Origin of the sequence: Kitasatospora sp. NA04385 (genome assembly GCF_013364235.1) — a bacterium.
Lineage (GTDB): Bacteria > Actinomycetota > Actinomycetes > Streptomycetales > Streptomycetaceae > Kitasatospora.
Map to the genome: position 1 here is coordinate 8,379,489 of NZ_CP054919.1, position 21,254 is coordinate 8,400,742.

Below are 21,254 nucleotides of genomic sequence, written 5' to 3' on the forward strand. Positions count from 1 at the left end.
GGCTTCAAACCGCCTCATGCTGCGTTGGTTGAATACCGTCGTGGTGAGCGATGAGGAAAAGGCGTCGTAAGAGGCGTCAGGTGGGGATCGGAAAGACGAACGCAAGTGAATCGCTGCTGACGTGTCGAAAGAAAAACAGACGACATCGAAACCGGGGTGTTACCAGGACTCCGGGATGAGCCTGGCGGGTGCCCGTTTATTGGCCAGGCGGTGTCCGGCATGCAGGCGACGTGAGTCCGGTCTGCCGCGTCCGTGCGGAACAGGAGAAGGCAGGGCCCGATACTCCTCGCCGTGTTGGCGGGGGAGAGGGAGTGCCCCGAGCAGACGCAACTGTGAGGGGTCGAGTACCGATGCGGGTCCTGCTGGCGGACCGGCCTGTAGTAGTACTGAGGCCCCTGTAATGGGGGCGGAGCGAAGGGGCCGGGTCGTTCGTGACTGAGTTGATCACATCAACCGGAAGTGCTCCGGGAGGAGTGGGATGAGCCAGTTGAAGTCTCAGATCAAGCCGTTTGATATTTCGAAGCGGGAGGTTGTAGAGGCGTGTGAGGAAGTCGGGGCGAACAAGGGCGCGCCGGGAGTGGATGGACAGGGCATCGCCGACTTTGAGAAGGACCTCCAGGGAAACCTGTACAAGGTCTGAAACCGAATGTCGTCGGGTTCGTATTTTCCGCCTCCGGTGCGCGCGGTGGAGATCCCGAAGCCTCATGGCGGAGGCACGAGAATGCTCGGCATTCCCGTTATCGCCGACCGTGTGGCGCAGACCGTGGTGGCCCGGCATCTGTCGCGGAGGGTGGAGGCGATTTTCCATCCGGACAGCTACGGATACCGGCCCGGACGGTCCGCCTTGGACGCGGTGAGAAAGTGCCGGGAACGGTGCTGGCGGAAGAACTGGGTGGTCGAGATTGACATCCGTAAGTTCTTCGACAGCGTGCCCTGGGACCTGCTTGTCAAGGCGGTGGACGCTCACACCGATGCCGTTTGGGTGAAGTTGTACGTGCGCAGGTGGCTTGCCGCCCCGCTCGTCATGCCCGACGGCCAGCTGGTGAAGCGGGAGCGTGGGACACCGCAGGGTGCCCCGGTGTCTCCCGTGCTGGCGAACCTGTTCCTGCACTACGCGTTCGACACCTGGATGGCCCGGGAGTTCCCGGCCGTGCAGTTCGAACGCTACGCGGACGACGCGGTGCTGCACTGCGTCTCCGAGCATCAGGCCCGCGAGGTCCTGATGGCACTGGAGGACAGGATGGTCGAGGTCGGGCTGCAACTGCACCCGGACAAGACCCGGATCGTCTACTGCAAGGACGAACAGCGTCGGGGCTCGTACGAGCACGAGGCGTTCACGTTCCTCGGGTACACGTTCCAGGCCAGGAAGAACCGGAGCCGGCGGGGGAACCTGTTCCTCTCGTTCGAGCCGGGAATCAGCAGGGAGGCCCTGACCAGGATCGGGCGGCAGGTGCGGTCATGGCACCTGCACCTGCGGACCGATCTGACCTTCAACGAGCTCGCCAGACGGGTCAATCCGATGCTGGCGGGCTGGCTCAACTACTACAGCCGGTTCCGGTGGTGGGAGTTGCAGTCTTTCGTGATGCGCATCAACGCCTACCTGGTGCGCTGGATCCGCAAGAAGTACAAGCGGCTCGCTGCCAAGCGCAAGGCGCTGGCGAAGCTGCGGGAGATCGCCCAGCGGTACCCCCGCATGTTCGCTCACTGGCATCTGGTGCCCACTCAGGGCGCGCTGATGATCTGACGATCAGAGCGGCAAGAGCCGTGTAACGGGAGACTGTTACGCACGGTTCTGTGAGGGCCGGGGGTGAGATTCCCCCCGGCTACGCCGCCTCGGCGTGGTCGACGACTACCTCGACCGCCAGGTCGACGCCGCGTGCAGCCGCGCCATCCGGATGCTCGACGACCGCACGGGCCCGTTCGCCACCGGCTGGCCCACCTGGACACCGGAGGCGGCGTGGCCGCTGCCGCTGCTCCCGGACGGGGCCGACCAGGAAGCCGAGCCGCCGGCCCCCTACCGGCTGTAGACGGGCCCGGAGTCCGGGCAGGCGAGGGCGGCAGGTGCTCGGCGAGAACGATCCGCTACGGGGAACAGCACCTGACGGTTCTCGCTCCGTCAAAGCCGATGACGCGTTGTCACAGGCAGGCGCTAGGGTCCTTCGCCGTGGACAGGGACGATCACGACCAGCAGAGCGGGCCGCGCCGAGAGGACGGAACGGTGTCCTGGACGAGCTGGGACGGCCGGGAGGTGTACGCGGGCAGCGAGTGGGACGTGCGGACCGCGATCGCCGAGATGACGCCGGAAGTCAAGGACGGTTTCCGAATCGACGAGGTCCCCTGGGAGCGCTTCCGCTTCATCAGCACGGACAGCAAGCCGCCGGCGGAGTACTGGCTCGCCCAGGCCCGCTCCGTCGATGCGGACATCGCCGACCACGCGTTGGACAGGCTGTTCCACTCGCTGTTCGGCCACGGCCGCATCAGCGGCAGCGCTCCGCTGGCCGTGCCGTTCCTGATCCGCCTCGCCACCGACCCCTCCGCCCCGCGCCGCGCCGGAGCGCTCAGCCTGGCCGCGGCCCTAGCCCGCCAACACGACAGCGCCCCCGCGCGGGAGTGGTTCCTGCTCACCGCCTACCACGACCTGCGCTTCTCCTTCGACGGCTACCTGGAGAACTGGACCATCGAGGCATCCCGCCTCGCCATCACCGCCGACACCGAGCTGCTGCTGCCCCTCCTGCACGACCCCCACCCCGAGGTCCGCATCGCAGCCTGCGACGCCCTGGCCACCGCGGTGGATGACGCCGACCGCATCGCCGCGGCCCTGCTCGCCTGGCTGCCCGCCGAACCACACCCTGTGGCCCAGGCGAGCCTGGTGCTGGCCTTCGCCGAACTCGCCCGCGAGCACGCCCTCCCGGGCGCCGCCGACCGGCTCAACACCCTGTGGCAGGACCCCACCCGCCCGGCGGAGGTGCGGTTCGCAGCCGCCATCGCCTGGTACTGCCTCACCGACACCCCCGTCCCCGACGAGCTGCGCGCCGTCATCGACACCTACGTCGCCCAAGACAGCGGCCACGCCCTGGCCGACGTGCCGTGGATCGCCCGTATCGACTGCTGGAACAGCCTGGCAGCCATCACCGACCGGATGCTGCCCGCCAACGACCACGCCGAGCATCCCGGCCCGCAGTAGTCCAGGCCGCACCGACAACCGCATCGACCGAAGCGGGCGTCCACGTGCGGCTGATCGGCATGCTGCTCGCCGGTGTCGACGGCCAGTACCCCAGCGCCGCGAACGGCAGCCCCTGGACCCCGCTGGCCCGCCTCCACAGCCGGGACGAGGTGCGCGCCGAGACGGTCAAGGCGCTGAGCGAGGCGCTCGACGCGCTGCGCGCCGCCTACGCGCCCACTCGCAAGCACCCCGACCTCGCCCGGCCCCGTACGGCGGTGCTCGCCGACGTCGTGGGGCACCTGCGCGACGCGGCGAAGGAGGTGGAGGCGGTGCTCGGCACCGGGGCCGGCCGAGCCGACATGTGACTGGGCCGGCACCGGCCGGCAGCGCCAGGCTGTCGTCGTGCTGGCGGCCGTTCTCGCGGGAGGAGCCGACGCCGCGGGCTTCATCGGCGCGGGCGTCGCCGATCTGCCGATGGACGGCCTTGGCGGGGCGCTGGACCTGCTGCAGGTCGCCGGGCGGCTGGCGGTGCGCGTCGTCCAGCTTCCGCCCGGCCTGGGCGTCCGGCAGTGTGCCGACTTTCTCGCGGCCGATCGCGAGAGCTACGCCGGGATCCAGGACCTCGCTGAAGATGTCCTGTGCCGGTACCTGGACGCGGCCCCGTCGGGCGCGGTGCCCACTGTCCGGCAGTGCGCGCGGGAGGCCGTCGCCGCCCGCCCCCTGTGCCGGGTGGCTCTGGCCCTCGGCGTCGGCGGTGAGGACTGGCCTCGGGTCAGGGGCGGGCCGCCCGGTAGCTGACGAGGGTGTCCAGGGCGGTGTTCGCCGTCGCGCGCCGTTCGACGGCCGTCATCGGCTCGCATTCGCGGTACGTGCCGTCGGTGCTCGCGCCCAGGCCGGCGCGGGCCAGGCGGCGGAACTCCGAGCTGGCGCCACCGGCCGCGCCCGGGTCGGTCAGCTCCGGCGGCATGTCGCCCACCAGCTCGATGATCGCCCCGCACGCCGGCTCCACCTACCGAGTGATCGATGCCGCCTGCGAACGCCGCTCGGTGATCGTGACCTCGAACCTTCATCCGTCAGGATTCGACTCGATCATGCCCAAGACGCTCGCCACCGCAGCCGTCGACCGGCTCCTGCGCCACGCCCACATCATCCTGACCGAGGGCTCCAGCCTCCGCCTCACCCGGGCCACCACCGGCAAGGGCGTCATCGCGCTCGCATAGGGAGCGCAGAGGCCAACGGCAGGGTCAGTGTCCCGAAGGCGGCTACTTCTGCAGGGGAGGCAGTCCGTCGACGAGCTCACCCAGCACCCAGCCTGCGAGTGTCCACAGCAGGGTGAAGAGCGCGATACAGGCGGTCGCCGCGATGGTGAACTGCCCTGCCACACTTTTTGTGAACCGTTTCATGCGCTGTCCTCACTGTCCGTCCTGCATCGGCCACAGTGACGCCTTCCGTGCGGGGACGGTTCCTCGCAGGCCCGGCGCCGCGTGCTTCGTCAGCGGAAGGTGTCTTCGATGCCCTCGGTGCGGCCGCCTCCTGCACACCGATGCCAACGGCTGTTGCCAGGCCCGGCCGGGTGACAACTCGTCATACCGCGCAGGGAGATCGGATGTCCGCAGGGAGAGACCTCAAATGTCCGAGAAGAGGGATTCGGGCGGCTCTGGCGCGGATTTTCTGAAAGCCGCCGGGGTGGTGATCTTCACGAGGCGAGGAGGACGCGCTCGCGGAGGAGGTCGAGCTTGGCTCGGCCGAACATCTGGCGCTTGAGCATCGTGATGCGGTTGACGTGCCCCTCGACCGGGCCGGAGTTCCAGCGGAGTGTGAGGCCGGCCGTGACGGCGTCCCAGCCTTTGCGCAGGCCGGTGGCGAACCCGCGCAGTTCTGGCAGCCCGCCGGCCTGGGCGTCAGCGGTCCACTGTTCGAGTTCCTCCAGGCCCCGGCGGTGGACGAGGATCGAGGCGAACCGCGCGACGAGTTCGCAGGAGTCGTCCGACTCCCGGCAGTGGTACAGGAGTTCCTTCAGCAGGACGTGGCCGGGCTCGGGGCGGTTGTCGGGGTGGGTTAAGAATCAGTCTGGTCACCTCGCGGCCCTTGGGGACCGGCGGGTCGGTGGTCGGCTTGGCGTTCTCGCGCAGCCGGTGCACGAAGCGGCGGACTGTGCGCTCGCTGACGGTCAGGCCGGGTTCGGCGAGTTCGCGGTGGAGCCGTAGTGCGCTGTGGCAGCCCTCGTTGAACCGGGTTGTCAGGTAGGCGGCGTGGCCGTTCAGGCTGGTCTGCCGACCGCCGGCGGGCGTTCGCCGCGCCTGGAGTGCCTGTGGGGCCGATGGCTGCGATGGGTGGTGGCGGGCCGGCCGGGCGGTCTGCCGGAGGGCTGGGAACGGCGCCTGGGCGGGTGGGGGTGCCGGGCTGATGGGGTGTCACCACTGTTCGGCTTCCTGGTGGGCGTCCCACAGGCCCAGGCCGGTGTAGGCGGGGCCGGGGAGTAGAGGTCGGGGCCGTCGTCGTCCGTGTCGTCGTCGGGTCTTCGGCGTCCTGCCCCTGGCCGCTTTGGCTTGGTGTACGGTCCTGGCCCCGGCGGCCCTGTCGGGTGGTGTCGCCGTTGCCGGTGCCCATGTCGTCGGGCCACAAGTCGTCGGCGTCGAAACCGTCCTCGGTGTCGTCCGGGTCGAGGAGGCAGTCCGCGTCGTCGGCGGGGGTGTCGGTGTCCGGGCTGCCCACGGAGACGGTGGTCGTGCCGGCTTCGGTACGCGCTTCGGCGGCCGGACGGGTTCCCACGGCAGGTGGTCGCGCCCAGGTCTGGGGCAAGTCTGTCCGCTGTGCGTTTGCCGCGGCGCTGTCGGCGGTGGCGTCGGCAGGGGCGGTCGGGCGGCCGACCGCGTGGAGTGCTGGTGCGGGACCTGTTTTGCGCTCGCTGGCACCGGCACCGGTGCCGGCCGCTACAAAACCCCCGCCCGCTGCGCGACCTACCCGGTACCCGTCCGGCCCGCCCGTTCCTGAACGCCGCAACCCGCTACCACCAGCACCGCAGACGGCCAGGCCCCCGCCTGCTCACCGACACCGAACCCGCACTGACCGCCCTGCTCCAGACCGCCGAACACTGCCGCCTGCGTCCGCCCCAAGACCCCACTGGACGCGGCCGAGGTCGTTTCCCCCGCCCCCCGCTTCCCCGACGCCCTGCCCGACGGCCCCCACTGGAACGCCTACCTCCCCCCGGACGTACTTCCCGCGGAACTCCTCGAAGCCGCTCTCCGGTAACGCCACCCAACCGCCCCCGAGCCCAGACATCCCGCGCGCCCGGTACGGCCGAGGAGCCCGACCACCACCTGGAGAACACCGGCGCGTGCGCGGCCGCCTCGTCCGAGCCCGCTACAGCCACAGCGCGGGGAGCCCCGCAGGAACAGGCTGCGCCCTTTGCATGCCGTCACCGCGCAGCGCCTGGTCGCCGCCGAGCAACAGCCCCTGAGCGGTACCAGGTTGAACGCGAACGCAGCCGGCAGCGCCCACGGCTTTCCGGCCTCGACTTCGCCGGCCACATCAAGGAGCCCGGCCACATCGGCCGGGCCCTGCGAAAGCAGCGACTCGGCCGACAGTCCGGGGATGCCCGGCAGGAACGTATGCGGAGGAACCTTCCACCACTTGCCTGTCGCGGGCTCAGATATTCCTCAAAAACCGCCGCATGGGCACTGCATGGTGTTGTCTTTAGGTGCCTGCGAGCCACCTCTTCCCCGGAGCGACCGTGCCCGCATCTTCATCCCCACAGGGGTGTCATGGACCTATCAATGTCGATCAAGGTCAACGAGAACCGCCGCTCCGGCGCCGCTGACGACCTCGTATGCCGACTCTTACCGGCCATCCGCCGACAAGCAGCACGCTACGCCCGACCACCGGACGTCGACGACATCGTCCAGAGCGTCTGCGAGAAACTCCTGCACCGCCGCCCGCAACTGCTCAAGCACCCAAACCCGCGGGCCTACGCCCTGCGCGCCGTGATCACCACCGCCCACGACAACCGCAGAACACACGAGATCTGCCTGCCCGACCTCACCGACCAGGCGGGCAGCACCGCCTGCGCGACGGCGCTACGAGAAGCGCAGTGGGAGACTTTGCGCCTGCTGTCCCAGCTCAGCACCGGCCAAGCCCGAGCTCTGATCCTGGTCGACCTCGACGGGCGGACCATCGACGAGGCCGCCACGCTGCTGGGCGTTCACCAAGGCACCATCTCCCGACTCCGAGCCCGCGGCCTTCGCCGGTCGCGAGACTTCCTCACCCAGGCCCAGCCGGCCTGACAGAAAAAGCCCGTCGCCTGTCATACAGGCACGGCACGCGCGGGTCTACAAAGCAGTAAGGCAGCGAGGACGGCGTCCGAAAGCCAAGGGCCCTGGCCGCAGACCATCACCGGCCTCACTGCCTCGTCCCTTCCAACCAGGAGCAATCATGCGCCGCACAGCCGCACTCCTCGCGACGGCCGCCACCCTGGCCGGCACGATCCTCTGCGCGCCCGCCGCGTTCGCCGTGGGCCCCCACCAGACGCCGGACCCGACCCAGGAAGGCCGGGTCTGCCCCTACCAGGACTGGTACGACGGCATCGTCAACCAGGGCAAGAGCATCGTCCCGGTCGGCGCGAGCCAGGCGAACTACAACGGAACGTCGCACGACGCGACGTCCACCTTCTCCGCCCAGGTCAGCGGGACCGTGTCCTACACCGTGAGCGCCTCCATGAGCGTCAGCATCGGCACCATCATCGCCGACGCCAGCGCGACTGTCGGCGTCAGCCTCTCCACATCGCTGACCGCTTCGCTGGGTAACTCCACCACTGTGACCGCCTCGCCCGGCCAGACCGCCCACGCCACCTACGGAGTGTGGCGCCTGCAGACCTACGGCACCTACCACGTCATCCGCGAGGACTGCAGCAGCAGCGTTGGAGGCGTGACCGCCTACAGCCCCTGGTACGTGGGCTGGAACACCTGGGTCAGCTGACCCGAAACACCCCGGCCGTCCGCCCCACCGGGCGGGCGGCCCACCGACGACAGGGACGGAAAACCGTGACCGCCAAGCCCGCTCGCCTGCGCACCGCACTCTTCGGAGCCACCGTTCTCGTGGCCATCACCACCGGATGTACCTCCAGCACAGGCGACCGAGCCGAGCCCACGACCCAGCCCTCCCGTACCCCCTCCGCACCCTCACCCATCACCCCATCGACCACGGCCCCGCCCACCATCCCCGAACTGCCCCCGGCGGAACCCGGCGTCACCACCCTCGCCTCCGTGCCCCTGCGTACCGCAGGCACCAGCGTCGCCAACCTCTCGGTCAAAGCCGGAGAACTCACCGTCACCATCCTGTGCACCGGTGGAACCCTGACCCTCCACATGGAGCCGGTGTCCACCACCACCATTCCCTGCGCTGTCGGCAGCGTCACCCCCTCCAGGAACAGCTTCCATCTCGGCTCACCGAAGGACATCAACGTCAGCGTCGACGCCCCGGAAACCGTGCAATGGAACATGCGCATCGAACAATGACAACCTCCTTCCGACCCATCGAGAAGTAGGACCTCACCCTCCTCCACAGCCCCCGACCAGAGCCCCGGCCGCCTCGCCGAGAGCTGACACGACGCTGACCGCCCCTGCCACCCCGGCCTACCAGGCCACGCCCAGCGCCTCCAACTGACCGAGCTGCTCCGCGCTGAGCTTGCCCCGGCGAGCCTTCTGGTTGTTCAACCAGGCGCCCAGCGCGACATCCCCCTCCTTATGCGGGCGCGGCACGCGGGCGTGCCCCTCCCGCTCGACAAAGGCCGCCAAGGCCGCCAGCCCGGCGGCGAACCGGTCGGTGCGCGACACCTTCGGCTTCGCCGCGGCCGCCGCGCGGGCGGCGGCCAGCTCCTGGTCCTCCTCGATGCCGATCGCCAGCACCAGGTCCTGCTGCTCCTGGTCGAGCTCGGCGAAGCCCGCCCGCTGCGCCCACACCCACCGGCCCAGCGGCTCGCCCTCGAACTCCGTCTCCACCGGCAGCAGCGCCCAGTCGACTCGGCCGTCCGACTCCAGCCACCACTGCCGGGCGGTCGCGTACGAGCGCTGCCAGGTGACCGGCCAGCGCGGGCACCACCAGGGGTCGATCTCCTCGAGCGCGGCCTTGCGCTCGGGGGCCAGCGCGCCGGGTTCGCCCTCGGGGACCTCGGCCGCGGCCCGAAGGCCGGCCAGCCAGCCGCCGATCGCGTACCCGCCGATCGACGCCCGCGCCGGTGCGGCCAGCGAGCCGCCGTGCTCCTTCGCCCACAGCCGCGCCCAGTCGAGCCCGGTGTCGAAGCGCGCGTCGGAGACAGACCAGATCATGTCCAGGTCGTCCAGCATCTTGACCCGGTGTCGCGCCAGCTCGCCGTTCGCGAATTCAACCCGGCGCTGCGTGAGCCATTCACCGAGCCGGAAGACTCCGTTCTCGCCGACCCGCGCGGAATACGGCACGTCGAGATTCCCGTGTCCCGCGTGCCACCGCCGTGCATGTCCCAGCCCCTCCCGCCAGAGCTGGTTCTCACCCGTCAGCACCCGCGCCTGGATGAACAACGCCAGCACGTCCTCGTCCACCTTGCTCTGGAACCGCACCGGCAGCGAGAACCCGCCCGCCGCCGACCCGCCACCCTCACCCTCACCCGGTGCCATCTGCGCCTCAGCGCTGCGCCCGGTGGTCCGCTTGCCGGACTTCTGGGGCACGGCCAGGGCCTCGACCATGTGAAGTTGCATGTATTTGTCGTTGGATACGGCGGTTTTCTGTCGTGGGGTGTGGGGGTGTTTGTGCTGATGGGCGGTGGTGGTGGCTGGTGGTGCGTCATTTTGGTGCGGTTTTTGGCGTCATCGGGATGATGTTTCTGCTGGTCGGGTTCGTGCGGTTTCCTCTGCGTTGACGGTGTGTCCGGCTTGTACCAGATGGTCCTGCTGGGTGTCATCGGAATGCGGTTTCGGGCGTCATCGTGGTGCGGTCGCTGTCTTCCTGGAGGGGTAGGGGACGGGCTCGGCCGTTGCCGGGGCTGTCGGACGGGCCGGGAGGCGTGGGTGGCGGACGGCGGTGGCGGGGGCGATGAGGCTGGGGCTGGCGGTGCGGCGGGGGTGGTGCGGGAGCAGGTGGTGTTCCGGCTTCTGGCTCTTGAGGAGCGCGGTGTTCTGACGCCCGGTCATGTTCGACTTGCGGCTTCCTCGGCGGGCCGGTCGGTGCGGACGGTGCAGCGCTGGCTGCGGGAGGCGCGTCAGGAGGGCCGGACGGCGCGCAGGCCCCGGCCGCGGTTCACGGTCACCGACGAGGTCCATGCGCGGTTGGCGTTGTGGTGCGGGAACGCGGCGGCGGTCCACCGGGAGCTTGTCGCGCAGGCCCGTGGGTCGGCGGACGGCTCTGTCGGCGGGGGAGCGGACGGGGAGCTGGATGGGGACGCCGGGGGAGTGGGCGTGCCGTCGTTGGCGACACTCCAGCGGGCGGTGCGCCGGGATCTGAACGCGGGTCAGCGTGCCGCGCTGAAGGGCGGGGAGGGGGCCCGGCGTGCGCACGATGTGCATCTGGCCCGTCCGGTGAAGTGGCGCAACGCCTGCTGGGAGGGCGACCACAAGCACCTGCCCGTCGAGGTCGAGCTGGACGGGCGTGCGGTGCGCCCGTGGGTGACGTGGTTCATCGACTGCGCGAAAAACGCGATCACGGGTGCGGCCGTCACTCCGCACCAGCCGTCCAGGGACGCGGTGCTGGCGGCGTTGCGGATCGCCTTGTCGAGGGACGAGCCGATCGGCCCGTACGGGCCGATCGGAGGGCTGCCGGAGCTGGTTCGTGTCGACCGCGGTAAGGAGTTCCTGTGCGCCACGGTGACCAGGGCGCTGGGCGCGCTCGCGGTCCCGGTGCAGGATCTCCCCGCCCGCCGGCCGGAGTTGAAGGGCACGGTGGAGAACCTCAACCACTGCGTCACCGCGATGTTCCTGGTCGCGCAGCCCGGCTACCTCCACGCCCCCACCGCCACGACCGCGCCGCGCCCGCGGCGCGGCGACCTGGACGGCCTGTTGCCGTTCGCGGAGTTCACCGCACGGCTCCTGGACTGGGTGCGGTGGTGGAACACCGAGCACCGCCCCAAGCCGCTCGGCGGCCGCACACCACTCCAGGCGTGGCAAGACGACCCCACCCCGATCGAGGACGTCCCGCCCGCCCTGCTGCGCTCCTTCACCCTCGAGGACGCGGGAGGCGACAAGCTCCTGTCCACGAAGGGCGTCTACTGGCGCGGGCGCTACTACGTCGGCCCGTGGATGCACGGCATGGACGGCACCCGGGTACGGGTACGGTTCGTCCCCCATCACGACCACGAGATCGAGGTGTTCGACGCCGCCACCGGCGCCCACCTCGGGCCAGCCCACCTCGCTGACGCCGCCACCGCGGCCCAACGGGCTGCGCTGCGCCGGGCCAAGGACGCCCAGCGGCGCACGATGGTACGGGCGCTGGCCTCCGCGGACCGCCAGCGCCGCCGACTGGGCCGCTACGGCGCCATCACCGGGCCGGGCCGGCCCGAGCTGCTGGCGGCGCTGACCGCAGCCGAAGTCGAGGAACAGCTCGCCGTGGCCACCGGGCTCGGGAGCAATCTGGCGAAGCGGGCGCTGCCGGACCTCATCCCCCCGCGCGAGGCACCCGCCTCGTGGGCCCGCCCCGTTCGCCGATCCCACCCGTCCGCCCCCGACGGCGACGCCGTCCCGCCGGCACCCGGGACACCGCCCACCCCGGACCGCAGCGCCGCCGCGGACGGGCCCGACGAAGAAGCAGAACGAGAAGGAGGACGCCAGTGACGACCGCGGACCGACTGGGCCGGCTGCCCGCCGAACGCGAGGACCACTACATGCGCCTGAGCGGCGCCCAAGTGGTCGGCACCCGGGCCCTGTTGGCGGTGCGGGAGAACATTCGCGCCGCGATCGAAGCCAGGGCGATGATCTGCATCTACGGCAGGGCCGGGCACGGCAAGTCGTTCGCGGTCAACGCCTCGCTGCGTGACCTCGCCCCGCAGATCACCCACCGCATCCAGTTCCGGGCCCGCCCCTCGACTCGGGACCTACGCCACGAACTGTTCTACGCGCTGGGGCTCCCGGGCCGTCCGCCCTCCCACGCGATCGAGTTCGACCGCATGCTGCGCGGGGCCCTCGAGGAGACTCGGGTGCTGGTGTGCGACGAGGCCCAGTGGCTGTCGAAGCTGTGCTTCGAGTACCTGCGCTACCTGTGGGACGACACCGGCACTGACCTGACGATCGTCTTCACCGGCGGCAACGGCTGCTTCGAGATGCTGCAGAGCGAGCCGATGCTCGAGTCCAGGGTCTACTGCTGGCAGGAGATCGACCCGCTGACGCTGGAGGAGGTCCTGGACACCATCCCGGCCTTCCACTCGATCTGGACCGATGCCGAACCCGAGCTGATCGCCCTGTGCGACCGCGAGGCCGCCCACGGAAACTTCCGGGCCTGGGCAAAGATCACCCACCACCTGGCCGCAGGCATGAAGGAGTCCGGCCGCGCCAAGGTGGACGAGGACCTCGTGCGCTGGGCCTACAGCAAACTCGGCCGACGACAGGCAGGCGCACCGTGCTGACCTGCCCCGACCCGCCGCCGGTCACCGTCGTCCTCGACCCCCACGACGACCTGCCCCATACCCGCGCCGCTCAGGCCGCCCACAACCCCACCACAGGCCGGGCCACCGTCCACCCCACCATCGGCACCGACTCCACGATCTGCCTCGCCTACGACATCCTCGCCGCCCTCGGCAAACCCGTCCCCGTCACCGGCTACCCCAGCCTCGACCCCGACCCGCCCTGGGCGATGGCCGCCGCCTGGACCCTCGCCACCCCCATCACCCACCTCACCGTGCTGCGAGCCCACCTGCTCGGCCGCCGCCGCATCCACGACCTTCTCACCCTGCGCGAGCGCACTGGCGTCCACCTTGTCCTGGTCTGCCACCGCCGACGCCCCACCCCCACCCTCGAACAGGCCCTGCGCCACGTGGAGCACCGCCTCGCCGACGCGGCCGCCTGCCTTCCCGGCGCCGACGACACCGACCTCCCGCGCAGCCGCCCGCCCCGCCCCGTCCCCATGCACGACCGCTGGCTCAACCTGCCCGCCCTGACCACCTACTGCTCCGGCGACGGTGCCCAGCGCCGCTGCCGCTGCGCTCCGCCGCTCGCCCACGACCGCGGCTTCCACCCGCCGCAGATGCCCCCCGCCACCGCCACCGAAGTCGCCCGCCGCCTCCACACTGCGACCGCCCACCCCCATCTCGCGGCCCAGCTCGCCACCGCGGTCTTCACCGCCGCATCCGACGCCCAGCTCCAAACCGCCCGCCCCAGCGACCTCACCGCCGAAGCGGCCACCATCGCCCTCCACGATGCGGACGGCCTGCGCTTCGGCTGCCTCACCCACCCCGTGCCGCCCTGGGCCCGCCCCTTGCTCCTCGCCGCCGCCTACCAGCACGCCATCGCCGAAGCCGGCGACACCCCGCTGTTCACCGCCCCCTTCACCGGCAATGACCTGCCCCACCTGTTCGACCTCGCCGACTCCTGCAAACTGCGCCCACCTCAGCCACCCAAGCCCCGCGCCCGCCCGGGCCGCCCCGCCCCCAAACCGCAGAACCAGCGCACGATCTGGCCCTTCAGCAATGCCCACTACCGCTACCCCTGGGCCGCAGGCCCCGAGATCATGCAAGGCTGCCCGCCCCCACCCGCCCGGCGCAGGTAACCGGCCTCCGCCGCCCCCCGCCTGCCCTGGGCCGCGTGGCAGGCATCCAGCTGGCTTCTCATTGCAGCTGACCTTTCCCTGATTTCCTGTTGTTCGCCCGGATGGGGCAGGCCCTCTTGGAGCCGCGTCCGGGAAGGTGTACTAGGGTTGGATGACAGTCAGGCTGACATCGGGGGAGCAGTATGGAAGATGATCAGAGAGCGTACGACCGGGAAGTCGGCCGCCGGGTGAAGGCCGCCCGGCTGCAGGCGAATCTGACTCAGGAGCTCTTGGCGCGGGAGATCGGGGTGACGCGGGCCTCGGTCACCAACATCGAGAAGGGGGTTCAGGCGCCGCCGCCGTACAGGCTGGTGCGCATAGCGACAGCGCTGTCGGTGGAGCCAGCCGAACTCCTCCCACCGCTGCGGGTGCTCGCCCCCACGCATGACCTGCCTCAGGAGCTGGCTGACATGGTCGCGTCCGTCGAGCGGGCCGCCGAGGAGCTGAGGAGTCGAGATGGCGAAGGCTGACATCGAAGCGGGCAGGCTCCTGGAGCGCTTCGACATCACGGAGCCGAAGGTCGACCCGATGAACCTCGCGGAGGAGCTCGGAGTCCTCGTGGTCCAGCAGAAGCTGGACGGCGACGTCTCCGGGATGCTGCTGCGCCGCGGCGAGGAGAAGGTGATCGGCGTCAATGAGGATCATGCGGAGGTCCGGCAGCGGTTCACGGTCGCGCATGAGCTGGGGCACCTCATCCTGCACCGGGGGCGGCCGCTGATTCTGGACACCGGGACGCGGGTGAACTTCCGCGACTCCGTCTCCAGCATGGCCACCGATCGCGAGGAGGTGGAAGCCAACCGATTCGCGGCGGCGCTGCTCGCGCCGGAGACGATGGTTCGCAGGGCGGTGCGCGGCATCAACGTCACCTCCGCAGACGGCCTGGTGGGGGACTTGGCGAAGCGCTTCGGGATGAGTACGACCGCGATGAATTACCGCCTGCTGAACCTCGGGATCCTCTCCGACCCCATGTAGAGGTAGAGCATGCAGGGGCCGCACCTCGGTGCGGCCCTTTCTTGATCCATAAATGACAGTTAGATTTTCATTCGAAAAAAGCTTGCTTCTGCTGACTCTCGCGCGCACTCTGGAAGTGGCACAGGAGGCTCCGGATGTCTCCAGATGCTGGTGATGCGGCGCGTGACTCGCGCCGCCCGTTTTGCCCGATCCCCCGACTCCCGACAAGGAGCAGCGCATGACCGCATCCGAGGCTCAGCCCCACCGGATCACCATCGCCATCGACGGCCGCGAGTACGCGACCGCGACCCGCCATGCCACCCCGGCCCAGCTGCGCCGGATCGCCGACCCGGACATCCCGGAGGACAAGAAGATCTGGCTCGACGTGCCCGACGAGCCGGACCGCCAGGTCGAAGAGAGCGAGCACCTCGAGCTGCGGGACGGGATGCGCTTCTTCTCCGACCCGCGAACGATCGCGATCTTCATCGACCGCTCCCGCTACGAGGTCACCCACAAGCGGATGACCGGCCTGGAACTTCGGGCCCTGCCGCAGCCCCCCGTCGCCGATGACCGCGACCTGTGGCTCGACGTCGTCGACCAGCACGACCGGAAGATCGCCGACGACGAGGTGGTGTCGCTGCACGACGGGATGCGGTTCTTCACCGCGCCCGGCCGCATCAACCCGGGCGCTGGGGAGGACCGCGAGCGATGAGCCTGCTACCCGCCGACGACCTCGCCTTCCTCGACCGCCAAGGCATCGCCTACGAGGTGTTCGAGGAGAACGGGATGCTGTGCGTCGAACTCGCGGACTTCCCGCTGCCAGCCGGCCTCAACGTCCCGAAGGCGGACATCCTCTTCCGCCTCGCACCGTTGTACCCGGACGTGCCGCCGGACATGTGGTGGATCTCCCCGGCGCTGACCACGGCCAGCGGAGCGACCATCCCAGCCACCGAAGTCCACGAGACCCACCACGGCCGCACATGGCAACGCTGGTCACGGCACCTCAACCCGTCCACTTGGCGCACCAGCATCGACGGACTGGAGAGCTACACCGCTTTGCTGCGCACCGAGCTGGTCGCCGCCGGAGCCGCGGCATGAACCACACGACCCTCACCGTCACCACCGCCGTCGCCGACCAGCTCCTCGCGATGGCCGCCCGACCCCTGGAGAGCGGCGCCGTCCTGCTGGCCAGGACGGCGGCCCTGCCCACCGGCGGCATCCGCCTCCTCGGCATCCGGCTGGTCGAGGTGCCCAGCCACGTCTACACCGCGCGCAGCGACATCGGCTTCAGCATCACCGCCGAGGGCTTCATGCCCGCACTGCGGGAAGCCGAGCACACCGGGTGCACCGCGATCTGGGTCCACACCCACCCCGCTCCCGGATCGACGCCGACACTCAGCCGGCGCGACACCGTCGTCAACACGCAGCTCGCCGGCACCTTCGCCACCCGGACCGGCAGCGGCCTCTACGGAGCCCTGACCATCGCGCCCGGCGAAAGGGGCATCACCTTCACCGGGCACATCGAGGGCGACCACTTGGCGACCATCGACCGCATCTTCGTCGCCGGGCCAGCCTTCCGCCTCTTCCGAGCGTTCAGCGCCACCACGCCCGATCTACCGGAGCTTCACGACCGCCAGGTACGCGCGTTCGGCCCCGAGATCCAGCACGTCCTGGGCCAGCTGCGGATCGCCGTCGTCGGCATCGGCGGCACCGGCTCCGCCGTCGCAGAGCAGCTCGTCCGCCTCGGCATCCGCGACCTGACCCTGATCGACCCCGACACGCTCTCGACCAGCAACCTCACCCGCGTCTACGGATCGACCCCCGCCGACGTCGGCCGCTTCAAGGTGCACGTTGCCGCCGACCACCTCACCCGAATCGCCCCCGACGCTCGAATCAACCCGGTCGTCGGAACGGTGAGCCACCGACATGTCGCCCAGCACGTCGTCGGCGCCGATATCGTCTTCGGCTGCACCGACGACGACGCCGGCCGAATGCGCCTCTCCCGCTTCTCCTACACCTACCTCACGCCCCTCATCGACTGCGGCATCAAGATCAGCGCAGCCGCCGACAACACCGTGCGCGACATCATCGGACGGGTCACCGTCCTTCATCCGGGCGCCGCCTGCCTGCTCTGCCGGGGCCGAGTCTCTCCCGACATCGCGGCCGCCCAGGAGCGCACCGTTCAGGAACAGGCCCGCCTGGAGCGTGAGGGATACGCGCCAGCACTGCCCGGCGTCGAGCCCGCCGTCATCGCGTTCACCACCGCCACCGCAGCAGCGGCAGTCAACGAACTCCTCGAACGGCTCATCGGCTACGGCCCGACCCCGCGACCGAGCGAGACGCTCCTGCTCGCCCACGAGCGCCGCAGCTCTGCCAACCACCAGGAACCTACGCCCTCCCACTACTGCGGCTCCGACGACCCCTCCAACTACGGCGACACCGAGCGGTACTGGGGGCTGAATTGGCCAGACGCGTAGGGCTGCTTGGGCGGCTCGTCTGGCCCTGGCGGAGACGATGGCGCGTCTGGTCAACAGTCGTCAGCGTCAACGAGATCCCCGACCGACTGCCTCGTCGACAGGCCGTGCTCGTGGCCTTCGACAAGCATCCGAAGTGGCTCGCCTTCGACTGCCCCTGCAAGGACCGTCATCGGGTCCTGCTCAACCTCAACCCCAACCGCCAGCCCGCATGGACGATCCACACGCAGGCCCCCCTGACGATCACTCCCAGCATCGACGAGACACGAGCTAGCGGGCGTTGCCACTACTTCCTGCAGAACGGACAGGTGGTCTGGGTCTAGCCTCCGCAGCCGACACCGTGAAGGCCGCCACCCTCTAGGGGGGACGGCCTTCCAGCGCTTTCTCAGGGCCCCGGCAGCGTACCGCCGGGCACTGGCGGCTCCGCTCGGCACGGGCCCGCCAGGCCATGCCCAGGGCCTCCAACTGCCCAAGCTACTCCGAGCTGAGCGTGGCCATGACCGCGCTACCAGTCCAGCGCCGGCCCGTCGTACTCGTCGCGGTAGGCGTCCCGCGCCCGCTCGTCCGCGTCCCACTAGTCGAAGAACCGCGGCCGCTCCTCCGCGACCAGGCCGTCGCCCTTGTCGGCACACCGGCCGCCTGACTGCACCCGCCGCTGCCACTCCGGGGCCAGCTCGGCGGCCCACTCGACGCCAGCCCGGCCCAGCAGCCGGAGCTGCTCGAAGGTGAGCTTCGCCCGGCGGCTGCGCTGGTTGGACAGCCACGCCCCCAGGCCCAGCAGCACCGGCTCCTCGCCCACGGCGGCCTCCAGCGGCTCCTTGTGCTGCCGGGGCACCCGCACGTGCCCCTCCCGCTCCGCGAAGGCGTGCAGGGCCTCCAGGTGCTGCACGAAGCGGTCCCCGCGGGCCCGCACCGGCCGAGTCGCCTTCTCCGCCTTCGCGGCGGCCGCGGCGGCCAGCTCGTGGTCCTCCTCGATGCCGAGCGCCAGCAGCAGGTCCTGCTGCTCCTCGGCGAGCTGCGTCCAGGCGCCGCGCTGCGAGCGTACCCAGCGGCCGATCGCCTCGCCCTCGAAGGCCGTCTCGATGGGCAGGGTGGGCCAGTCCACCACCCCGTCGCAGGCCAGCCACCACGCCCGGCAGGCCGCGTAGGTGCGCTGCCAGGTGATCGGCCAGGCCGGGCACCACCACGGATCGATCGCCTCCAACGCCCGGCGCCGCTCCGCGGACAGCGCACCCGGCTGCCCGTCGGGCACCTCGGCCTGCGCCCGCAGCTCCACCAGCCACGTCCCGATCGCGTACCCGCCGATGGAGGCCCGCGCCGGTGCGGCCAGGTAGCCGTGGTGCTCCGCCGCCCATTGCCGCGCCCAGGCCAGTCCGGCCTCGAACCGGGCGTCCGACACCGACCAGATCATGCCCAGGGAATCCAGTAGCACGACACGGTAGGCGGGCATGTCGCCCCTCGCGCGCTCGTGACGCCGGTCCGAAAGCCACTTGCCGAGCGGGAAATTACCCCTCTCACCCACCATCACGTTGTACGGAACATCCAAAGATCCGTGCTCTTCCACCCACTTCCCGCAGTGCTGCATCCCCTCCTTCCAGTACACGCTCTCGGACCGAAAAACCTGCGTCGCGACGAACAGCGCCAAAGCGGTCTGCGTCACCTTCGACTGGAACCGGACCGGCAGCACGAATGCCCCCGCTGCCTCCTGCTCGCCCTCTCCCTCGCCAGGCGCACCAGCGAGTTCGGCCCGCGCGCCGGTGGTCCGCCGCCCGCTGCGCTGCGGCACCGCCAGCGCCTCCACCAGCCGAGCATCATGCGAGCGGATCGCCGTCAACACCTTGATCAACGGACCATAGGAATCCGACTCCATAATGTCCCCGGGCTGCTCACCGGCACGGAGGAAAACAGGCACGACAATCCGCGCCACTTTCCCCTCACCGGGCTTCATCCGAAGGGCACGCCCTATGGCCTGGACGATATCGACCATGCTTCCCCGCCCCTGGAGCAGAATGGAATCCGCCCCCGGCATGTCCACGCCCTCCCCCAGAACACGGCAATTCGCGAGCACGCGATAGGCCAGGCCGTCGTACTCCTCGGACTTCCCGAAGTCCCCGAGAATGTAGCGGCGGTAATCCACCGGGTGCTCACCGGAAAGCCACTGCGACCACACCTCCTCGGGGAATTCGTCCGGGTCCTCGCCGCTCAGGCGCTCCACCGTCTGGTTCAGCGTCTCGGCGAAGTAGCGCGCCTCCAACGTCCTCGGGTGGAAGGTGATGGTCCGTCGGAGCCCGTGCTCCGAGGCGACCTTGAGCAGCCCGGCCTGCATCGCCGCGACCCGCTTCGCCGGCACCTGGTCCTCGCTGCCGTCCTCGGCCTCCCCGGCGCCGGCACCCCACGGCACCGGCTGAGCGGCCGCCGCCACCGGGTCCGTCTCCGGGTCCCGCAGCTCCAGCACCACCACCTCGAAGGGCGCCAGCAGCCCCCGGTCGATCGCCTCCGCTAGACCCAGCGTGTACACCTGCGGCCCGTAAATCGCCTGGTCATCCATGCTGACGGCCAGCTCCTCGGGGAGCGGCTGCCACGCCAAGCGGCGGCCCTGGCCGCCGTCCTGCTCGACCTCCTGGCCCTCCTCCTCGTCCCGCCGGCGCCGCTTCGGCGGCTGCCACACGCGCGGGGTCGCGGTCATGTACAACCTCCGGGCCGCCGGGATCGCGGTCTGGTCGTGGACCACGGTCCACGCCTTCTCGGCGCTGCCTGAGGACCGGTGCGCCTCGTCACAGACCATCAGGTCCAGCGACACCAGCTCCCGCCCCTGCAACTCCCGCCAGGCCGCGTAGGCGTCCTCCACCGCCCCCGCCGAGGCATACGTGGTGTACAAGGTCAGCGGCTTGCCCGCAGCCGCCGCCCGGTCGATCCACGACGCGATGACCAGCGGATGCGTCGTCCCCGGCATCCCCTCCGGCAGCTCCTCCTGGACCAGCGAGCACACCGCCAAAGCCTCGCCCGCGCGGCCGGCCTCGACCCAGCTCGCCCGCATCTGCGTCAGAAGGTCCAGCGTCGGCACCACCACCATCACCACACCCCGCGGCGCGAGCCGCTGCGCCGCCACCGCCCCCACGAAGGACTTGCCGGTACCGGTGGCGAGCTGCACCGTGGCCCGCAGACCCGCCGGGACCACCTGGTTCGGACGAGGCGTCAGCGCCCGCAGGATGGCCTCCACCGCCTCCTCCTGGTGCGGCCTCAGCTTGATGCCCCGGGCCCGCCCCTGACGCCCCGCCACCACCCCGGAAGTCCCCATGCCCTGCCCCTCTCGAATAGGCACCCGTGTTCACGCGGGATAGCCTCACAGTCAGTTTTGATGCACGCGGCCGGACGAAACCCGAAAGAAAATTCGACCGACAATACGGCCCATTAAAAGGGACCGAACAGCAGAATATCAGAGCCCCAGAACCGCCCGCAGGAAAACGCGAAAACCCGGGATGGGAGAGCCCTGCAGGCGGGATCGGATGACAGCACGAAGTGAAGCATGCGCACGGGAGCGCGGCCACCTGGTCCACCGGCATGATCCGCGAGAGTCGGGGCAGACGAACGGCAGGTGTCCGCCGACGCCAGTCGACCCCGGCCGGTCCGACATGCAGTCGGCGGACACCCCTCTAGTCAGCCAGGCCGAAGGCCGCCCCTCCGTCAGCCAAAAAGCCAGGCCAGCGAGTTGACCAGGCATCAGCCGACCGGGGCCGCCGGAGCGAAGCGGAGGCGAGCCCAGGCCGAGCGCGAAGCGCCGGCCGCGCCCGAGCGAAGCCGGGCGCAGGACACGCGGAGCGGGTCCAGGCCGCCCGAAGGGCGGCCCCCTCGCGCGGAGCGCGAGGCGAACCGAAGGGCCGAAGGCCCGTAGGGACCCGCTCCGCGGG

At 70.3% G+C, this 21,254-nt stretch carries 23 protein-coding genes and 1 pseudogene; 19 read left to right on the forward strand and 5 right to left on the reverse strand.

What is annotated here, in order from left to right:
* Positions 1-478 precede the first annotated feature (478 nt).
* The 6 genes from HUT16_RS39060 to HUT16_RS37175 all read left to right on the forward strand — a co-directional run bounded on the left by HUT16_RS39060 (position 479) and on the right by HUT16_RS37175 (position 3,961).
* Positions 479-640 (forward strand): hypothetical protein, encoded by a 162-nt coding sequence (locus HUT16_RS39060; protein WP_254898189.1) that lies wholly within the window; start codon positions 479-481, stop codon positions 638-640.
* Positions 641-646: 6 nt separating this feature from the next.
* Entirely contained in the window at positions 647-1,744 is a 1,098-nt protein-coding gene (gene ltrA / locus HUT16_RS37155; RefSeq protein ID WP_254898190.1) for a group II intron reverse transcriptase/maturase, read from the forward strand.
* A 94-nt stretch (positions 1,745-1,838) separates the two neighbouring features.
* The gene (locus HUT16_RS37160) at positions 1,839-2,027 is read left to right on the forward strand and encodes a hypothetical protein (RefSeq protein ID WP_176192371.1); all 189 of its coding nucleotides are present in this window, start codon (positions 1,839-1,841) and stop codon (positions 2,025-2,027) included.
* 137 nt (positions 2,028-2,164) lie between these two features.
* Positions 2,165-3,184, forward strand: coding sequence for a HEAT repeat domain-containing protein (locus HUT16_RS37165; RefSeq protein ID WP_176192372.1), 1,020 nt, complete (start codon positions 2,165-2,167; stop codon positions 3,182-3,184).
* Between the two features lie 44 nt (positions 3,185-3,228).
* Positions 3,229-3,528 carry a hypothetical protein gene (locus HUT16_RS37170; protein WP_176192373.1) on the forward strand — a complete coding sequence of 100 codons (300 nt, stop codon included), beginning with the start codon at positions 3,229-3,231 and terminating at the stop codon, positions 3,526-3,528.
* Positions 3,529-3,565: 37 nt separating this feature from the next.
* Positions 3,566-3,961: a hypothetical protein gene (locus tag HUT16_RS37175; RefSeq protein ID WP_176184211.1), complete on the forward strand. Its 396-nt coding sequence runs from the start codon at positions 3,566-3,568 to the stop codon at positions 3,959-3,961.
* Here HUT16_RS37175 and HUT16_RS37180 read toward each other — a convergent pair.
* Positions 3,936-4,139, reverse strand: a complete 204-nt coding sequence (locus tag HUT16_RS37180) for a hypothetical protein (protein ID WP_176184209.1) — start codon at positions 4,137-4,139, stop codon at positions 3,936-3,938. The genes HUT16_RS37175 and HUT16_RS37180 overlap by 26 nt on opposite strands.
* 34 nt (positions 4,140-4,173) lie before the next feature.
* Between HUT16_RS37180 and HUT16_RS37185 the strand changes: the two are divergent.
* Positions 4,174-4,383: pseudogene (locus tag HUT16_RS37185) on the forward strand (ATP-binding protein); the annotation flags it as partial.
* Positions 4,384-4,425: 42 nt separating this feature from the next.
* Here the strand turns inward: HUT16_RS37185 and HUT16_RS37190 are convergent.
* Positions 4,426-4,566 (reverse strand): hypothetical protein, encoded by a 141-nt coding sequence (locus tag HUT16_RS37190; protein WP_176192374.1) that lies wholly within the window; start codon positions 4,564-4,566, stop codon positions 4,426-4,428.
* A 293-nt stretch (positions 4,567-4,859) separates the two neighbouring features.
* Complete coding sequence (locus tag HUT16_RS37195; RefSeq protein ID WP_176192387.1) at positions 4,860-5,186, reverse strand: transposase; 327 nt, start codon at positions 5,184-5,186, stop codon at positions 4,860-4,862.
* Positions 5,187-6,927: 1,741 nt separating this feature from the next.
* Here HUT16_RS37195 and HUT16_RS37200 point away from each other — a divergent pair.
* The 3 genes from HUT16_RS37200 (at position 6,928) to HUT16_RS37210 (ending at position 8,676) form a co-directional block, all read left to right on the forward strand.
* On the forward strand, positions 6,928-7,446 hold the full coding sequence (locus HUT16_RS37200; protein WP_176184205.1) for an RNA polymerase sigma factor: 519 nt from the start codon (positions 6,928-6,930) through the stop codon (positions 7,444-7,446).
* Positions 7,447-7,594: 148 nt separating this feature from the next.
* Positions 7,595-8,137, forward strand: a complete 543-nt coding sequence (locus HUT16_RS37205) for a hypothetical protein (protein ID WP_176192375.1) — start codon at positions 7,595-7,597, stop codon at positions 8,135-8,137.
* 65 nt (positions 8,138-8,202) lie between these two features.
* Complete coding sequence (locus HUT16_RS37210) at positions 8,203-8,676, forward strand: hypothetical protein (protein ID WP_176192376.1); 474 nt, start codon at positions 8,203-8,205, stop codon at positions 8,674-8,676.
* Positions 8,677-8,793: 117 nt separating this feature from the next.
* Here HUT16_RS37210 and HUT16_RS37215 read toward each other — a convergent pair whose 3' ends face one another.
* Entirely contained in the window at positions 8,794-9,879 is a 1,086-nt protein-coding gene (locus tag HUT16_RS37215) for a helicase associated domain-containing protein (protein ID WP_176192377.1), read from the reverse strand.
* An 828-nt stretch (positions 9,880-10,707) separates the two neighbouring features.
* Here HUT16_RS37215 and HUT16_RS37220 point away from each other — a divergent pair.
* The 9 genes from HUT16_RS37220 to HUT16_RS37260 all read left to right on the forward strand — a co-directional run bounded on the left by HUT16_RS37220 (position 10,708) and on the right by HUT16_RS37260 (position 17,669).
* Positions 10,708-11,955, forward strand: coding sequence for a transposase family protein (locus tag HUT16_RS37220; RefSeq protein WP_254898191.1), 1,248 nt, complete (start codon positions 10,708-10,710; stop codon positions 11,953-11,955).
* The gene (locus HUT16_RS37225) at positions 11,952-12,743 is read left to right on the forward strand and encodes an ATP-binding protein (RefSeq protein ID WP_254898192.1); all 792 of its coding nucleotides are present in this window, start codon (positions 11,952-11,954) and stop codon (positions 12,741-12,743) included. Before HUT16_RS37220 ends, HUT16_RS37225 begins: the two co-directional genes overlap by 4 nt.
* On the forward strand, positions 12,737-13,882 hold the full coding sequence (locus HUT16_RS37230; RefSeq protein ID WP_176192378.1) for a hypothetical protein: 1,146 nt from the start codon (positions 12,737-12,739) through the stop codon (positions 13,880-13,882). The genes HUT16_RS37225 and HUT16_RS37230 overlap by 7 nt, the downstream gene beginning before the upstream one ends.
* Positions 13,883-14,064: 182 nt before the next feature.
* Positions 14,065-14,391, forward strand: a complete 327-nt coding sequence (locus tag HUT16_RS37235; RefSeq protein WP_176192379.1) for a helix-turn-helix domain-containing protein — start codon at positions 14,065-14,067, stop codon at positions 14,389-14,391.
* Positions 14,378-14,893, forward strand: coding sequence for an ImmA/IrrE family metallo-endopeptidase (locus tag HUT16_RS37240; RefSeq protein WP_176192380.1), 516 nt, complete (start codon positions 14,378-14,380; stop codon positions 14,891-14,893). The genes HUT16_RS37235 and HUT16_RS37240 overlap by 14 nt, the downstream gene beginning before the upstream one ends.
* 217 nt (positions 14,894-15,110) lie before the next feature.
* Positions 15,111-15,584 (forward strand): multiubiquitin domain-containing protein, encoded by a 474-nt coding sequence (locus HUT16_RS37245; RefSeq protein ID WP_176192381.1) that lies wholly within the window; start codon positions 15,111-15,113, stop codon positions 15,582-15,584.
* Positions 15,581-15,970 (forward strand): E2/UBC family protein, encoded by a 390-nt coding sequence (locus HUT16_RS37250; RefSeq protein WP_176192382.1) that lies wholly within the window; start codon positions 15,581-15,583, stop codon positions 15,968-15,970. The genes HUT16_RS37245 and HUT16_RS37250 overlap by 4 nt, the downstream gene beginning before the upstream one ends.
* On the forward strand, positions 15,967-17,349 hold the full coding sequence (locus HUT16_RS37255) for a ThiF family adenylyltransferase (protein ID WP_176192383.1): 1,383 nt from the start codon (positions 15,967-15,969) through the stop codon (positions 17,347-17,349). The genes HUT16_RS37250 and HUT16_RS37255 overlap by 4 nt, the downstream gene beginning before the upstream one ends.
* Positions 17,350-17,459: 110 nt before the next feature.
* Positions 17,460-17,669: a DUF6527 family protein gene (locus tag HUT16_RS37260; protein ID WP_176192384.1), complete on the forward strand. Its 210-nt coding sequence runs from the start codon at positions 17,460-17,462 to the stop codon at positions 17,667-17,669.
* Positions 17,670-17,920: 251 nt separating this feature from the next.
* Here HUT16_RS37260 and HUT16_RS37265 read toward each other — a convergent pair whose 3' ends face one another.
* Positions 17,921-20,644 carry a DEAD/DEAH box helicase gene (locus tag HUT16_RS37265; RefSeq protein WP_303392128.1) on the reverse strand — a complete coding sequence of 908 codons (2,724 nt, stop codon included), beginning with the start codon at positions 20,642-20,644 and terminating at the stop codon, positions 17,921-17,923.
* Positions 20,645-21,254: the final 610 nt, after the last annotated feature.

Coding starts and splice junctions, on each gene's coding strand:
- HUT16_RS39060 (WP_254898189.1), top strand. CDS start 479: ATGAGCCAGTTGAAGTCTCAGATCAAGCCGTTTGATATTTCGAAGCGG.
- ltrA (WP_254898190.1), top strand. CDS start 647: ATGTCGTCGGGTTCGTATTTTCCGCCTCCGGTGCGCGCGGTGGAGATC.
- HUT16_RS37190 (WP_176192374.1), bottom strand. CDS start 4,566: ATGAAACGGTTCACAAAAAGTGTGGCAGGGCAGTTCACCATCGCGGCG.
- HUT16_RS37200 (WP_176184205.1), top strand. CDS start 6,928: ATGGACCTATCAATGTCGATCAAGGTCAACGAGAACCGCCGCTCCGGC.
- HUT16_RS37205 (WP_176192375.1), top strand. CDS start 7,595: ATGCGCCGCACAGCCGCACTCCTCGCGACGGCCGCCACCCTGGCCGGC.
- HUT16_RS37215 (WP_176192377.1), bottom strand. CDS start 9,879: ATGGTCGAGGCCCTGGCCGTGCCCCAGAAGTCCGGCAAGCGGACCACC.
- HUT16_RS37235 (WP_176192379.1), top strand. CDS start 14,065: ATGGAAGATGATCAGAGAGCGTACGACCGGGAAGTCGGCCGCCGGGTG.
- HUT16_RS37240 (WP_176192380.1), top strand. CDS start 14,378: ATGGCGAAGGCTGACATCGAAGCGGGCAGGCTCCTGGAGCGCTTCGAC.
- HUT16_RS37245 (WP_176192381.1), top strand. CDS start 15,111: ATGACCGCATCCGAGGCTCAGCCCCACCGGATCACCATCGCCATCGAC.
- HUT16_RS37250 (WP_176192382.1), top strand. CDS start 15,581: ATGAGCCTGCTACCCGCCGACGACCTCGCCTTCCTCGACCGCCAAGGC.
- HUT16_RS37255 (WP_176192383.1), top strand. CDS start 15,967: ATGAACCACACGACCCTCACCGTCACCACCGCCGTCGCCGACCAGCTC.
- HUT16_RS37265 (WP_303392128.1), bottom strand. CDS start 20,644: ATGGGGACTTCCGGGGTGGTGGCGGGGCGTCAGGGGCGGGCCCGGGGC.